This window comes from Streptomyces sp. NPDC033178 (genome assembly GCF_055577685.1).
The window spans coordinates 431,475-445,988 of sequence record NZ_JBVIPT010000004.1; the positions used below are offsets into that span (position 1 = coordinate 431,475).

Genomic DNA, 14,514 nt, shown 5'->3' on the forward strand with positions numbered 1-14,514 from the left:
ATGCCTCCGTCCCCCGCCGCGCGGACACTTGCACCATGCCGGGAAGGATCGAGGACTACGCCCTCGTCGGAGACCTGCTCACCGCCGCCCTCGTGGGGCGTGACGGCAGCCTCGACTGGCTGTGCCTGCCGCGCTTCGACTCGCCCGCCTGTTTCGCGGCGCTGCTGGGCGACGAGAACAACGGCCGCTGGCTGATCGCCCCGGCGGACACGGACACCGACGAGGGGGTGACGGTCCGCCGCCGCTACCGCGGGGACTCCCTCGTCCTGGAGACCGAGTGGGAGACCGCCACCGGCCGGGCCACCGTCGTCGACTTCATGCCGCGCCGCGACGGCGCCCCCAGCGTCGTACGCATCGTCGAGGGCCACTCCGGCACGGTCGACCTGCACATGGACCTGCGGCTGCGCTTCGAGTACGGCAGCGTCGTGCCGTGGATGCACCGCGTGGACGGGCAGCTGACGGGCATCGCGGGCCCGGAGTCGGTCTGGCTGACCACGCCCGTCGCGCTGACCGGACAGGGCGAGGCCCACATCGCCGACTTCACGGTCACCGCGGGCGAACGGATCCCCTCCGTCCTGACCTGGCAGCCCTCCCACCTGCCCGCCCCCGACCCGGTGGACCCCTTCGACGCGCTGCGCCGCACCGAGGAGTACTGGAGCCAGTGGCTGCGCCCCTTCTCGTACGACGGCACCTACCGTGACGCGGTCGTCCGTTCCCTCATCACCCTCAAGGCCCTCACCTATGAGCCGACCGGCGGCATCGTCGCCGCCCCCACCACCTCCCTCCCCGAACTGCCCGGCGGCGTCCGCAACTGGGACTACCGCTACTGCTGGCTGCGCGACGCCGGAATGACCCTGGAGGCCCTGCTGCGCAGCGGCTTCACCGCCGAGGCACAGGCCTGGCGCGGCTGGCTGGAACGGGCGGTGGCGGGCCGGCCCAAGGACATCCAGATCATGTACGGCATCGGCGGCGAACGCCAGCTGACCGAGTGGACGGCCGACTGGCTCGCCGGGTACGAGAACTCCCGCCCGGTACGGATCGGCAACGGCGCCGCCGCCCAGCAACAGCTCGACGTGCCGGGCGAGTTGATGGAGACCCTCGCCCTCACCCTGCGCTGCGGACTGCGTCCCGAACGGCATCTCCTCTCGCTCCAGCAGAACCTGCTCGACCATCTGGAGGAGGTGTGGTCCCGCCCCGACCAGGGCCTGTGGGAGACACGCGGCGAACCCCGCCACCACGTCCACTCCAAGATCATGTGCTGGGTGGCCTTCGACCGGGCGGTCCGCCTGGCCGAGGAGCACGGGCGCCCGGGGCCCGTCGCGCACTGGCGCGAGGTCCGGGACCGTATCCACCGCGAGGTCTGCGAGCGGGGCTTCGACCCGACCCGCGCCACCTTCACCCAGTCCTACGGCTCCCGCGCGCTCGACGCCGCGCTACTGCTCATCCCGGGGACCGGGTTCCTGCCGCCGGACGACCCGCGCGTGATCGGCACGGTCGCCGCCGTGGAACGGGAACTCGCGACCGAGGACGGCCTGGTCAGGCGCTACTCGACGGGTTCCGGAGGAGCTACGAGCACCGGTGGGGCCGAGGCCCCCGACGGCCTCACCGGCGGCGAGGGAGCCTTCCTCGCCTGTTCCTTCTGGCTCGCGGACGCCCTGCTCCTGACCGGCCGCGAGGACGACGCCCGCCGGCTCTTCGAACGCCTTCTGCTCCTGCGCAACGACGTCGGTCTCCTGGCCGAGGAGTACGACCCCCACGCCCGCCGCCAGCTGGGCAACTTCCCCCAGGCGTTCACGCACGTTCCGCTGATCCGCGTGGCGTACGAACTGGACGGGCACGCGACCCAGCACGCACGAAAACTTGTTCCGTAAAGTGCCGGTGAATCCAAGGCGTCTTCTGCGAGGCTGGCGGGATGCAGACCCTTTACAGAAGACTGCTCACGTTCCTTCCCCGTATAGGTGTGAAGGTCCTCGATCTCGGCCCTGGCGCCGCCGTCGTGTTCCGGCGGGGTGATCGGACCGGCGTCCCTGTGGGACAGGGCGCCCATCTGGTTGCCGAGGGGAAGGGGCGCTACGCCGTCACCTCGGTGGGTTCCGATACGTGGCTGGTGGCGCGCGGGGCCAAGGGGCGGAAGGCGACGAGCGTGCCCTTCGGAGCCACCGGGGCGCGGCTCCTCCTCGACGAGGCCGTGTCGGCCGAAGCGGAGCGGGAGTTCCAGCTCGGGGCCGCCCACTATCTCGGTGCCCAGCATGTGGCCGCGCTGCTGGAGCTGAACCGCGTGAACTGCGTGTTCGACGTGGGGGCCAATATCGGGCAGTACGGGAAGGGGCTCAGGCGGTTCGGCTACAAGGGGCGCATCGTCTCCTTCGAGCCGGTCTCCGTCACCTTCGAGAAGCTGCGGCAGGCCGCCGAGAACGATCCCGACTGGCAGGTCTACAACTTCGCGCTCGGACGTGAGGAGGCCGTGCAGTCCATCCACATCGACTGGAAGTCCATGAACTCCCTGCTGCCGCCGAGCGAGTACGGCAAGGAGCGGTACAAGCGGTTCGCCAAGGGGCGTACCGAGGAGATCGAGATCCGGCGGCTCGACGACGTGATGCAGAAGGCGTTGGAGGGGATCGAGGACCCCCGGCCGTATCTGAAGATGGACACGCAGGGCTTCGACATGGAGGTGTTCGCCGGGGCGGGTGAGCGGATCTCCGAGTTCGTGGGGATGCAGTCCGAGGTCGCCGCGCTGCGGCTGTACGAGGGGAGTCCTCTGATGGGGGAGGCCATCGCCGCGTACGAGGCCGCGGGGTTCGGTGTCACCGGGATGTACCCCGTCACCCGGGAGCCTGCCACGGGGCGGGTCGTGGAGTTCGACTGCGTGATGGTGCGGCCCGGGGCAAGTGGGGTCGCTGCGGGTTGAGTTGGGCTGAGCGCGCCCATGCGGTGGAGCCGGCCGATGTCGCAGCCCCGCGCCCCTGACGGGGCGTTGGGGGTGGTCGCGAGTCGGTAGGCTGGCCCCTGCTGCGAAATCCCCCCACCTGCGCGCTTCTGCATCGCATGAAGTGCCGTTCGCGGTCGTCGTGTTGGCCTTCTGCTGTGTTGAGGATGATTCGCTGGTGCTCGTCGCGGAGCGGTATCGGTTGCACGGATCCATTGGCCGCGGCGGTATGGGGGAGGTGTGGCAGGCCACCGACGAGGTGCTCGGGCGGGAGGTGGCGGTCAAGCTGCTGCTCGGGGACGAGGCCGACAGCGCGGCGGCCGCGCGGTTCCGGCTGGAGGCGCAGACCGCGGCCCGGCTGAGCCACCCCTACGTCGTCGCCGTGTTCGACTTCGGCGCCTGGGACGACCGCTTCTACCTGGTCATGGAACTCGTCGAGGGCCAGAGCCTCGCGCAGGAGCTGACCGCGGCGGGCAGCCTGGGGACCGAGCGGGTCGCCACGGTCGCCGCGCAGGCCGCGGCCGGGCTCGCCGCCGCGCACCGGGAGGGGATCGTGCACCGGGACATCAAGCCCGGCAACCTCCTCTCGGACGCCCAGGGCACCGTGAAGATCGGTGACTTCGGCATCGCCCGCTTCGTCGACGACCCGGCCTCCGCGCTCACCACGGCCGGGCAGATCGTCGGCACCAGTCTCTACCTCGCCCCCGAACGTGCCCTCGGGAGACCGGCGTCGGCCGCTTCCGACGTCTACTCCCTGGGCTGCGTGCTGTACCAACTCCTCACCGGGCGCCCGCCGTTCCACGCCGAGAGTGCCACGGTCACCCTGCACCAGCACATCGACATGGCCCCGGTGCCGCCCCGCGAGCGCGGTGTCCAACTGCCGCCCGCCTTCGAGAACTACCTCCTCGGCCTCCTCGCCAAGCAGCCCGAGGACCGGCCCACGGCCCAGGAGGTCGCGGACTGGTTCGGCACCGGGGCGTGGCGAGGGCTCGCCGAGCCGCTGCCCGTGGCGTCGGACACGAGGCCCACATCGCGCTCCGGCTCGCCGTCGTACGCCTCCCGGCCGCCGCAGTCGGGTTCCGCCGAGACCGGGCCTCCGACGATGTACCGGCTGCCGCCGACCGCCGCCCAGCCGGCGCAGCCCGCCCGCTCCGCTCACCAGGCCCGCGCCACTCATGCGGGTCACGCCGGTCACGCCACTCACGCCGGTCGTGCGGCCAACTCCGTGCCCTCCGCGCACTCCGCGCCCTCATCGACCTCCTCGCCCTCCGCGCCGTCGCGCCGCGCGCGGTCGGGCGGGGCGAGGGCGGGTGCGGCGGCGAGGCCGGGCGGCGGGGTCGGTGCGATGGCCCGTCGTCGGCCCCGGGTGTTCGGCATCCTCGCCGGCACCGTGCTGTTCGTGCTGGCCGTGCTCGCCGGCATGAAGATGTTCTCGCCGGACACCACCTCGACGGAGACCGGGAACGGGCTGAAGGACGGTTCGTCGTCCACCGGACCCGAGAGCACCGGGGTGCCGGCCGCCGGGACGGTGGCCCGGACGGGGACGCCCGGCTCCACGCCCGCACCCGGTGTCAACGCGGAGCCTCCCGCGTCCCCCTCCTTCACGGAAACCTCGGCCGGCACACCCAGCCCGGCCGAGACCGAGGAGGAGAAGGCGAAGGAGAAGGACAAGGAGCAGGAACCACCGAAGCAGGAGGAGCAGCCGCAGCCGCCGCAGTACGGCGACGACGGGGACGACGATGACGACGACGGGTACGGCGACGACTAGAAGTCCGTCGGGATCGGTCGGGATCGGTCGGGACCGGGAGCCCGTCAGGAGTGCTTCAGAAGTCCTTCTCCGGCCAGTCGAGCAGCCGCGCCCCGATGACCGCCGTCTGCAGCGTGTACCGGTGCACGGGATCGGCCGGATTCGCCCCGGTGAGCGTGTGGATGCGGTCCAGCCGGTAGGTGAGCGCGCGGACGCTGAGCGACAGCCGCCGGGCCGCCTCCGCGGCGACGCAGCCGGAGTCGAAGTACGCGGTGAGGGTGTCGAGAAGCGGCTCCGCCCCGCCGCGGGCCTGCCGCAGCGGCCCGAGCGCACTGAGGACCAGGTCGGCCATGGCCTGCCGGTCCCGGGTGAGCACGGGGTAGACGAGAAGGTCGGCGGCGCGCAGCACGGGTGTGTCGAACCCCAGGCGGTCGGCCAGGTCGAGGGCGTTCAGCGCCTCCTCGTACGACTGGACGACCCCGCCGGGCCCCGGCTGGGACCGGCCGATGGCGACGCGCCCGCCGTCGGTGGCCGCGTACGCCTGCTTGGCGAAGAAGTCGAGCACGTCGTCCTGGTCGCCGGGCGCGATGCACACCAGACGCCCGTCCTTGGTGGTCACGAGGATGCTGCGGTCGCCGAACCGGCTGATCAGGGAGCGCTCCACATCGCGGGGCACGGCGTCCCCCTCGTCGTACGCGGCCCGGCCCTGGGCCACGGCGACGGCGTGCGCGTGCGAGAGGCGCAGCCCGAAGCGTTCGGCGCGTTCGGCCAGCAGACCGAGGTCGCTGCGGCCGTGCAGGAGGTCGTCGATGAACTCCCGGCGTGCCGCCTCCTCCTGGCGTACGGCGAGGAGCTGGGCCCGCTCGTAGCCCTCGGCGAAGGCGTCGACGGCCTGCTCGACGGCGGCGAGTGTGCTCTCGCCCGCCGTGGCGGGCCAGTGGACGCGGGCGGCGGCCAGGTGGGCGCCGACGAGGGCGCGCAGCCCGTACCCCGCCTCGGCGGCCCGCTCGCCCAGGGCCCGGCGGGAGTCGAGTTCGTCGCGGGTCAGCCGGCGGCCGGTCGCGGAGGCCTCCGCGAGGATGCGCGCATACCCCTCCAGATACTCCTCGGGTATGTCCCGCCCCGTCGCCATCCGCACCCCCGTTTTCCTGATGAGCCGTTGTCGCCTTTCTAGCGCATACGGGCGGAGCACGGTCCCGTCGGGGAGGGGCTCACTGCCGGAACACGGCAGGTCCATGCGTGATCTTGGCTCCCCTCACCACGGAGGCGTTCGGAGGACGTTTCGCAGCAAGCCGGGAGGCAGTCCGGAGGAGCTTCGGAGGAAGTCCGGAGGAAGTTCGGCGACAGGCAAGAGATGGGGCCCCGGTGCCGGTCGTCTCACGACGATGTGTCCGGCACCGGGGCCCTTATCCGTCCCCCGTGCTCCCCGTTTCTGCCGGACCATCGTGACCCGGGACGGGAGTCCGGCGCATTGCCGGTTTCCGGCAGTCTTTACGCGTTCTTGATGCCGGAGGGCGGCGAAGCGCTCGGACACGAGTGCCGCGTACGGTGTCGGCACGGCGTCAAGAACGCATAAAGACTGCCAGGTCACGGCAATGTGCACACGTGTACGAAGCTGGCACAATGTCCGTTGATCGAGGTGACCGGCGCAGGTGGGGGAGGTGGACCGGTGACTCTGTTTCTCGGTCTCGGCATCGCGGGGATCGTCCTGCTGGTCCTGACGCTGGTCTTCGACGGCGTACTCGAAGGGCTTTTCGGCGGGACCAGTTTTCTGGACGGGCTCTTCGACGGCCTGCTCTCGCTGCCGGTCATTGCCGGGTTCGTCTCCATGCTCGGCTTCGGCGGGGCGCTGGTCCTCGGCACGACCGGGCTCGGCGCCGGACCCGCCACCGCGGTGGGCATCGGCGCGGGCGCGGGGGCGGGCTGGCTGGCCTTGCGGTTCAGCCGGGCCCTGATGCGGGACGAGCCGTCCGCCACTCCGCGCGGCACCGACCTCGTGGGCAGTTCGGGCTCGGTCGTCACACCGATCCCGGCCGGGGGCTACGGCGAGGTGCTCGTGTATCTCGCGGGCCAGCCGGTGAAGCTGGCGGCGAAGAGCCCCGAGCCGGTGGCCCGGGGCGCCGAGATCTGGGTCGAGGAGTCGCTGTCACCGACATCGGTGGCGGTCAGGCCGGTCCAGCGCTGAATCCCTGTCGCTGAACCCCTGTCTGTTCCGTAGTCCGTACCGCTCGTGTCACCCATAAAGCTCGTACAACCCATACCGCTTGTAACTACCCGTACCACTCGTACCGATCTGCCGCCTGGGGGGTGGCAGGGGGGAATCCATCATGAGTCCAGTTCTCGTCGCGGTCGTGGGAGTCGTCGTACTCCTCGTGCTGCTCGCGCTCGTCGTCGTCACCCGTTACAAGGTGGCCGGGCCCAGCCAGGCGTTCATCGTCACCGGCCGGCGCGGCAAGAAGTCCACCGACCCGGACACCGGCCGGGTGTTCACCGACAACAGCGGCCAGAAGGTCGTGGTCGGCGGCGGTGTCTTCGTCGTGCCGTTCGTCCAGCAGAAGTTCACCCTGGACCTGTCCTCGCGGCACATCCCGATCTCGGTGCGCGGCGCGGTCACGCTGCGCGGCGTCAAGGCGAACCTCGAAGGCGTCGCCATCGTCAAGGTCGGCGGCACCGAGGACTCCATCCGCGCCGCGGCACAGCGGTTCCTGATGCAGCAGGACGGCATCGTCGGCTTCACCCAGGAGGTGCTCTCCGGCGCGCTGCGTTCCATCGTTGGCCGGATGTCGGTCGAGGACATCATCCGGGACCGCGCCGCGTTCGCCGGGCAGGTCGCGGAGGAGGCCGAGGCGAGCCTCTCCGGGCAGGGCCTGGTGCTCGACGCCTTCCAGATCCAGGACATCACCACCGAGGGCTCCTACCTTGAGGACCTCGGCCGGCCCGAGGCCGCCCGCGCCAAGCAGGAGGCCGACATCGCCGAGGCGGTGGCCCGGCGTGCCGCCGAGCAGGCCCGGCTGAAGGCCGAGGAGGAGATCGCGATCGCCCAGCGGACGTTCGCCCTCAAGACGGCGGAGATCAAGGCCGAGACGGACGAGGCGGCGGCCCGTGCCGCGGCGGCCGGCCCGCTGGCCGAGGCCGCCCGCTCGCAGGAGGTCCTCGCCGAGCAGGAGAAGGTCGCCCAGCGGCAGGCCGCGCTGACCGACCGCGAGCTGGACACCAAGGTCCGCAAGCCCGCCGACGCCGCCCGCTACCAGGCCGAGCAGGAGGCCGAGGCCCGGCGTATCGCCCAGGTCAAGGAGGCCGAGGCGGACGCCCAGCGCTCCAGGCTGACCGGTGAGGGCGAGAAGGCACACCGCGCGGCACTCGCCGACGCCGTACGCATCGAGGGTGAGGCGGAGGCCGCCGCCATCGGGGCGAAGGGGGCGGCCGAGGCCGAGGCCATGCGCAAGAAGGCCGACGCGTTCGCCCAGTACGGCGACGCTGCCGTGCTGCAGATGCTCGTCGAGGTGCTGCCGCAGGTCGTCGCCAAGGCGTCCGAGCCGCTGAGCGCCATCGACAAGATGACGGTGATCTCGACGGACGGGGCGAGTCAGTTGTCGCGCACTGTCGCGGACAACGTCGCCCAGGGCGTCGAACTCCTCAGCTCCACGACGGGGGTTGACCTCGCGGAGCTCCTCAAGAGCATCACCGCGCCGAAGCCGGCCGCCGTCGCGGTGGAGGCCAACGGGAAGATCGAAGTGAGTGAGTGAGTGAGTGAGTGAGTGAAGTGAGTGACTGAGTGACTGACTGACGGTACGGGTCGAGTTCGGCTGCGGGTGAGTGGGAAATGCGCGATCAACCCCCCACCGGGCCGCAGCCGAAACCATTCCGCAGGTCGCCGTAGGGTGAACGCACAGCGAGATCGACGCCGGACACCGGACAGGGACCAGCCATGGGAACTCCACGCCTGAGCAGTACGCCGTTGCCGGGAATCGGTGTGCGGTACGACCTGACGACGCGAGAACAGCGCCGCCTGTCGGTGGTCGCGCACCGGGACGGCGGCCGGACACTGAGCGCGTACCGGACGGACGACCCGGACGCCTGCGCCCTCTCCGTGCGGCTCTCCGCAGGAGAATCGGCGGCGCTCATCGACGCGTTGATGCCCGCGCACCACAGCCCGAACCTGCTCTCCACCACCGAACTCGGCCTGGTGGCCGAGCGGATCGAGCTGTCGTCGGTCTCGCACTGGAACGGGCGCGTCCTCGGTGACACCCGGATGCGCACCGAGACCGGTGCCTCGATCGTGGCCGTGCTGCGGCGCGCTGAGGCCATCCCGTCCCCCACGCCGGACTTCCGCCTGGCGGGCGGCGACACCCTCATCGTGATCGGCACCCGTGAGGGCGTCGAGACGGCCGCCGCGATACTCGGAAGGGAGTGAGCGCAGTGCACTCGTCCGCGACGTTCCTGATCGAGTTCGGTGCGATCATCCTGGGCCTCGGGCTGCTCGGCCGGTTCGCCGGACGGTTCCAGTTCTCGCCCATACCCCTCTATCTGCTGGCCGGGCTCGCGTTCGGCGAGGGCGGGCTGCTGCCGCTGGGCACCAGTGAGGAGTTCGTCGCGATCGGCGCCGAGATCGGCGTCATCCTGCTGCTGCTCATGCTCGGCCTGGAGTACACGGCCACCGACCTGGTCTCCAACCTCAAGACCCAGTACCCCGCGGGCCTGGTCGACGCCGCCCTCAACGCCCTGCCCGGCGCCGCGATGGCCCTCCTCCTGGGCTGGGGCCCGGTCGCCGCCGTCGTGCTGGCCGGGGTCACCTGGATCTCCTCCTCCGGCGTCATCGCCAAGGTCCTGGGCGACCTGGGCCGCCTCGGCAACCGCGAGACCCCGGTCATCCTGAGCATCCTGGTCCTCGAAGACCTCTCCATGGCCGTCTACCTGCCCATCATCACCGCCCTGCTGGCCGGCGCCGGCCTCGCCGCGGGCAGCGCCACCCTCGCCATCGCGCTCGGCGTCGCCGGCCTCGTCCTGGTGGTCGCGGTCCGCTACGGACGCCACATCTCCCGCTTCGTCTCCAGCGACGACCCCGAGAAGCTGCTGCTGGTCGTGCTCGGCCTGACCCTGCTGGTCGCGGGCGTCGCGCAGCAGCTGCAGGTCTCCGCGGCCGTCGGCGCGTTCCTGGTGGGCATCGCGCTCTCCGGCGAGGTCGCCGAGGGCGCGCACGGGCTGCTGTCCCCGCTGCGGGACCTGTTCGCCGCGGTGTTCTTCGTCTTCTTCGGCCTGCACACCGACCCCGCGAGCATCCCGCCGGTCCTGCTGCCCGCCCTCGCGCTGGCCGTCGTCACCGCGGGCACGAAGATCGCCACCGGGTACTGGGCCGCCAAGCGGGCCGGGATCTCCGCGAAGGGCCGCTGGCGGGCGGGCGGCACGCTGGTCGCGCGCGGCGAGTTCTCCATCGTCATCGCCGGACTCGCCGTCACCTCCGGCATCGAGCCCAGGCTCGGCCCGCTGGCCACCGCCTACGTCCTCATCCTGGTCGTCATCGGCCCCCTCACCGCCCGCTTCACCGAACCGGTCGCCACCCGCCTGACCGGCCGGTCACGCCGGTCCGCCCCCACTGTCGCCGAGCCGCCCCAGGACCGGGACCTCGTCCCCAGCCCGGACGCGCCTGTCGAGCAGTAACCACCGGGGGTTCGCGGACACCTGCGGGCCCGCACCCGACAACGCACCCTCCTCACCGCACCCGCAGCCGTCCCGCCCAACCGTTCCAGGCGGTTGGTGTTTCCGCAGGTCGGAGGCGGTGAAACCATTCCCGCGTCCCGCGCTGCCCGAGCGCCCTTGCCCGCTCCCCAACCGCACCCGTTTCCTGGAGGCAGTTCGGAAACGATCACGCCTCACGGCCTCCACGCAAGGACACCCGATGCGCCTCAAGAACGCCCGCCGCACGACCCTGTTCGCCACGCTCGGCCTCGCCGCCGCGCTCACGCTCACCGCGTGCGGCGGTGGCGACGACGACACGTCCGGCGACACACCGTCGGGCGCCTCGTCCTCCTCGGCCTCGTCCACCGCCAAGGAGACGGACGGCTCGGACAGCGGCACCACCGGCTCGGGCAGCGGCTCCTCCGGCGGCTCTTCCAGCGGCTCCTCCGGCGGATCGGACGACGGCGGCACCGCCACGGGCGGCACCGGTGGAGGTACGGGATCAGGCGGCAAGGCATCGATCTGCCGCACCGACGAGCTGGAGGTCAACGCCGCCGACAACACCACCGACAAGAAGGAGGGAGTCGTCACCGTCCAGCTCAAGAACGCCGGCGGCCGCGACTGCTCCATCAACGGATACGCGGGCGTCGACCTGAAGGCCGCCGACGGCTCCACCCTCTCCGTCGAGCGCAACGGCGAGCCCGTCTACCCGGCGGTCCTCAAGAACGGCGACTCCGCCGCCTTCAACATCACGTTCCCCTACAACAACTCCGGCGGCTCCGGTGTCCGGCTGACCGACATCCTCGTCACGCCCCCGAACGAGACGAAGTACGTCCGCGTCGCCTGGCCCGCGGGCACCCTCCCGGTCACGGACGGCAGCTCGTCCGGCAAGCTCCAGATCGGCCCCGCGACCAGGGTCGGCTGAGGCCGCGTACCCCCTCGTACGTACGAGACCGGCTCGGCCCGCGGCCCGCACGGCAGCGACCGGGCCGACCGCCGGGCCCTACGACAGGCTCACCGCCGGGCACCCGAACATCTCCGTCAGTACCCGGCGCTGGTGTTCCGTGAGGGCGTTGAGGAAGACCACCGCGTCCGCTCCCGACTCCTCGCGGAGTGCGGCCACTTCGCGGGTCTTTCCGGAGCTGAGCAGGGTGCGGGAGGAGTACGGGAGGGCCATTCTCCTCACTCCGCCGTCCGAGACGCCGCGGCGCTGAACGGCGCGGCCCACGACACGGGCGCCGCGTGCCGTCAGGTCGGCGGCCGCCGCGTCCATGCGTAGGGCGAAGTCCTTCTGCTTGGCGGAGAAGTAGCCGACGATCACGACATCGGCTCCCGTGAGATCCAGGCCGGGAAGGCTCGTCGGCGGGTCAGCCGGCCGGGGGTCCCGGCGGGCGGACGGTCTGCGGTCGCGCCTTCGGTGCTGGTGCACGGCTCACCGTAGGCATCCGCGCCCCTGTGGCGACAGGCGTTTTCCGGGAGCGGGACCGATCCTCGGCGGCTCCCCGGCCACCCGCCTGCGCCGCTCCTCGCCGCTCCCGACGCGCTACTTTGCGATTCCTTTACACTGGGTGGGACGTGCCCGGTCAGGGCGCGTCATATGACCTTTAGTGCGAGAAGGAGCGAAGGTTCCGCGATGGGTGAACCTCCCAGTACCAGCCGTGCCATTCCCGGCCCGAGACATGTGCGTGACGGGGCGGGGGTGGCGCGGTGACCGAGATCCTGCTGCTCCTGCTCGCCCTGCTGCTCACGCTCGCCTGTGCCGTGTTCGTGGCGGCCGAGTTCTCGCTGACCACCGTCGAGCGCGGTGACCTGGAGCGGGCCGCCGACGCGGGCGAGCGGGGCGCCGAAGGCGCGCTGAAGGCCGTGCGGCGGCTGACGCTCCAGCTGTCCGGGGCCCAGCTGGGCATCACCGTCACCTCGCTGGTGATCGGCATGCTCGCCGAGCCGTCGCTCGCCGCGCTGCTGAAGGGACCCCTGGAATCGGCGGGCCTGGGCGGCGCCGCCTCGACCGTGGCGACCGTGCTCGGTGTGGTCGTCTCCACCGTCGTCCTGATGGTGGTCGGCGAGCTGGTGCCGAAGAACTGGGCGATCTCCCGCCCGCTGGCCGTCGCCAAGGTGGTCGCGGGCCCGCAGCGCGGGTTCACGGCCGCGTTCGGCCCGTTCATCCATCACCTCAACAACACCGCGAACCGTTTCGTGCGCCGCATGGGCCTGGAGCCCGCCGAGGAGCTGGCCTCCGCCCGCAGCCCCGAGGAACTCGTCGCGCTGGCCCAGCACTCGGCCGCCCAGGGCGCCCTTGAGCCGGACTCGGCGGAGCTCTTCGTCCGCACGCTGCACCTGAGCGAGCTGACCGCGGAGAACGTGATGACCCCGCGCGTCGACGTACGGGCGCTGGAGTCCCGCGCCACGGCCGCCGACGCCGCCAACCTCACCCACGCGACCGGGCTGTCCCGCTTCCCGGTCTACCGCGACAGCCTCGACGAGGTCGTCGGCTCGGTCCACATCCGTGACGTACTCGCCCTGGAGCCCGACAAGCGGGCCGTCACGCCCGTCACCGAGCTGGCCACGGCCCCGCTCCTTGTGCCCGACAGCCTGCCCGCCGACCGCCTCCTGGAGCGGATGCGGGCGAGCCGCACGATGGCCGTCGTCATCGACGAGTACGGCGGCACGGCGGGTGTGGCGACGGTCGAGGACATCGTCGAGGAGGTCGTCGGCGAGGTGCGCGACGAGCACGACCCCGTCGAAGTGCCCGACCTGCTGCCCGCCCCCGCGTCGGCCGACGGCCGCGCGGTCTGGGAGGCGGACGGGGGTGTACGGATCGACGAGCTCGCCGGGATAGGCCTGCGAGCGCCGGAGGGTCCGTACGAGACCGTCGCCGGACTGGTCGCCACGCGGCTCGCCCGGATCCCGGCCGAGGGCGACGCGCTGGACCTCGACGGCTGGCGCCTCGACGTCCTGGACGTGGAGCACCACCGCGCCGACCGCGTCCGCATCACCGAACCGGCCCGCCACTCGGCTCGCGACTCGGCCCACGGATCCGTTCCCGACTCGGCCCACGACTCGGCCCGTAAGACCGTGGAGGAGTCCCGATGAGCACGATGACCACCCTCCAACTGGCCATCGGAGCCCTCACGTTGGTGACCAACGCGTTCTTCGTCGGCGCCGAGTTCGCCCTGATCTCCGTACGCCGGAGCCAGATCGAACCGCGCGCCCAGGAGGGCAACAAGCGGGCCCGGATGACCCTGTGGGGCCTCAGGCACATCTCCGCGATGATGGCGACGGCCCAACTCGGCATCACCGTCTCGTCGTTGGTGCTGGGCGCGGTCGCCGAACCGGCCATCGCGCATCTGCTGGAGCCGGCCTTCGACGCGGCCGGCGTCCCGGACGCCTTCGTCCACCCGATCGCCTTCGTGATCGCGCTCACCGTGGCGACGTATCTGCACATGCTGATCGGCGAGATGATCCCGAAGAACCTCGCGCTCGCCGCGCCCGTTCCCACCGCGCTGCTGCTCGGACCGCCCCTGGTGGCCCTCACCCGGGCGCTGAAGCCGGTCGTCTTCGGCATCAACGCCTTCGCCAACGCCCTGCTGAGGCTGCTGCGGGTCGAGGCCAGGGACGAGGTGGAGTCGGCCTTCACCGACGACCAGCTCGCCCGCATGGTCGTCGACTCCAGCCAGGCCGGGCTGCTGTCGTCCGCGGACGGCGAACGGCTGCGGGACGCCCTGGAGCTGGGCACCCGCCCGGTCGGCGAGATCCTCGTGCCGGCGCAGCGGATGCGTACGGTCGAACACACCGTCACCCCGGCACGGCTGGAGCGCGCCGCCGCCGAGGCCGGCTTCTCCCGGTTCCCGGTGACCGGCGAGGACGGCACGGTGCTCGGGTACCTCCACATCAAGGACACCCTCGGCGTCGCCGACCGGGACCGGCCGTTCCCGCGTACCGCGCTGCACGCGGTCACGCGCGTCCGTATCGACACCCCGCTCGACGACACCCTCACCGCCCTGCGCGCCAACGACAGCCACCTGGCCGCGGTCACCGGAGAGTCGGGCAAGGTCCTCGGCTTCGTCACGATGGAGGACGTGCTGTCGGAACTGGTGGGGCCGGCCCCGGCGGGGGTCTGACCGCTCACGGCGGTGCTTCGACCGGGCGCGGGGCACGGTGGCAT

Annotated in this window: 12 protein-coding genes; 10 read left to right on the top strand and 2 right to left on the bottom strand. The window is 71.7% G+C overall.

Annotated features, from left to right (window positions below; all coding sequences use genetic code 11):
• Window positions 1-35 precede the first annotated feature (35 nt).
• From ACZ5VQ_RS12670 to ACZ5VQ_RS12680, 3 genes are all read left to right on the top strand, one after another.
• Complete coding sequence (locus ACZ5VQ_RS12670) at window positions 36-1,871, top strand: glycoside hydrolase family 15 protein (protein ID WP_469104865.1); 1,836 nt, start codon at window positions 36-38, stop codon at window positions 1,869-1,871.
• 41 nt (window positions 1,872-1,912) lie between these two features.
• Window positions 1,913-2,908 (top strand): FkbM family methyltransferase, encoded by a 996-nt coding sequence (locus ACZ5VQ_RS12675; RefSeq protein ID WP_469104866.1) that lies wholly within the window; start codon window positions 1,913-1,915, stop codon window positions 2,906-2,908.
• Window positions 2,909-3,128: 220 nt separating this feature from the next.
• A complete protein-coding gene (locus ACZ5VQ_RS12680) occupies window positions 3,129-4,694 on the top strand; it encodes a serine/threonine-protein kinase (RefSeq protein ID WP_469104867.1) in 1,566 nt (521 codons plus the stop codon).
• 55 nt (window positions 4,695-4,749) lie between these two features.
• Here ACZ5VQ_RS12680 and ACZ5VQ_RS12685 read toward each other — a convergent pair whose 3' ends face one another.
• Window positions 4,750-5,805: a PucR family transcriptional regulator gene (locus tag ACZ5VQ_RS12685; protein WP_469105019.1), complete on the bottom strand. Its 1,056-nt coding sequence runs from the start codon at window positions 5,803-5,805 to the stop codon at window positions 4,750-4,752.
• Between the two features lie 537 nt (window positions 5,806-6,342).
• On the opposite strand from ACZ5VQ_RS12685, the gene ACZ5VQ_RS12690 reads away from it, so the two are divergent.
• The 5 genes from ACZ5VQ_RS12690 (at window position 6,343) to ACZ5VQ_RS12710 (ending at window position 11,274) form a co-directional block, all read left to right on the top strand.
• Window positions 6,343-6,858 carry a hypothetical protein gene (locus ACZ5VQ_RS12690; protein ID WP_469104868.1) on the top strand — a complete coding sequence of 172 codons (516 nt, stop codon included), beginning with the start codon at window positions 6,343-6,345 and terminating at the stop codon, window positions 6,856-6,858.
• Between the two features lie 142 nt (window positions 6,859-7,000).
• Window positions 7,001-8,419 (top strand): flotillin family protein, encoded by a 1,419-nt coding sequence (locus ACZ5VQ_RS12695; RefSeq protein WP_469104869.1) that lies wholly within the window; start codon window positions 7,001-7,003, stop codon window positions 8,417-8,419.
• Window positions 8,420-8,601: 182 nt separating this feature from the next.
• Window positions 8,602-9,087 (top strand): cation:proton antiporter regulatory subunit, encoded by a 486-nt coding sequence (locus tag ACZ5VQ_RS12700; RefSeq protein ID WP_200397190.1) that lies wholly within the window; start codon window positions 8,602-8,604, stop codon window positions 9,085-9,087.
• 5 nt (window positions 9,088-9,092) lie between these two features.
• Window positions 9,093-10,331, top strand: coding sequence for a cation:proton antiporter (locus ACZ5VQ_RS12705; RefSeq protein WP_469105020.1), 1,239 nt, complete (start codon window positions 9,093-9,095; stop codon window positions 10,329-10,331).
• Window positions 10,332-10,569: 238 nt separating this feature from the next.
• Window positions 10,570-11,274, top strand: coding sequence for a DUF4232 domain-containing protein (locus ACZ5VQ_RS12710; protein WP_469104870.1), 705 nt, complete (start codon window positions 10,570-10,572; stop codon window positions 11,272-11,274).
• A 78-nt stretch (window positions 11,275-11,352) separates the two neighbouring features.
• Here ACZ5VQ_RS12710 and ACZ5VQ_RS12715 read toward each other — a convergent pair whose 3' ends face one another.
• Window positions 11,353-11,778, bottom strand: coding sequence for an HflX-like GTP-binding protein (locus ACZ5VQ_RS12715; RefSeq protein ID WP_469104871.1), 426 nt, complete (start codon window positions 11,776-11,778; stop codon window positions 11,353-11,355).
• Window positions 11,779-12,056: 278 nt separating this feature from the next.
• Here ACZ5VQ_RS12715 and ACZ5VQ_RS12720 point away from each other — a divergent pair, with 278 nt between their 5' ends.
• The gene (locus ACZ5VQ_RS12720) at window positions 12,057-13,442 is read left to right on the top strand and encodes a hemolysin family protein (RefSeq protein ID WP_469104872.1); all 1,386 of its coding nucleotides are present in this window, start codon (window positions 12,057-12,059) and stop codon (window positions 13,440-13,442) included.
• Window positions 13,443-13,447: 5 nt separating this feature from the next.
• A complete protein-coding gene (locus ACZ5VQ_RS12725) occupies window positions 13,448-14,470 on the top strand; it encodes a hemolysin family protein (RefSeq protein ID WP_362071960.1) in 1,023 nt (340 codons plus the stop codon).
• Window positions 14,471-14,514: the final 44 nt, after the last annotated feature.

Bases quoted from the DNA above. Each gene is read 5' to 3' on its own strand.
- ACZ5VQ_RS12670 (WP_469104865.1), top strand. From the start codon at position 36: ATGCCGGGAAGGATCGAGGACTACGCCCTCGTCGGAGACCTGCTCACC.
- ACZ5VQ_RS12675 (WP_469104866.1), top strand. From the start codon at position 1,913: ATGCAGACCCTTTACAGAAGACTGCTCACGTTCCTTCCCCGTATAGGT.
- ACZ5VQ_RS12685 (WP_469105019.1), bottom strand. From the start codon at position 5,805: ATGGCGACGGGGCGGGACATACCCGAGGAGTATCTGGAGGGGTATGCG.
- ACZ5VQ_RS12695 (WP_469104869.1), top strand. From the start codon at position 7,001: ATGAGTCCAGTTCTCGTCGCGGTCGTGGGAGTCGTCGTACTCCTCGTG.
- ACZ5VQ_RS12700 (WP_200397190.1), top strand. From the start codon at position 8,602: ATGGGAACTCCACGCCTGAGCAGTACGCCGTTGCCGGGAATCGGTGTG.
- ACZ5VQ_RS12710 (WP_469104870.1), top strand. From the start codon at position 10,570: ATGCGCCTCAAGAACGCCCGCCGCACGACCCTGTTCGCCACGCTCGGC.
- ACZ5VQ_RS12725 (WP_362071960.1), top strand. From the start codon at position 13,448: ATGACCACCCTCCAACTGGCCATCGGAGCCCTCACGTTGGTGACCAAC.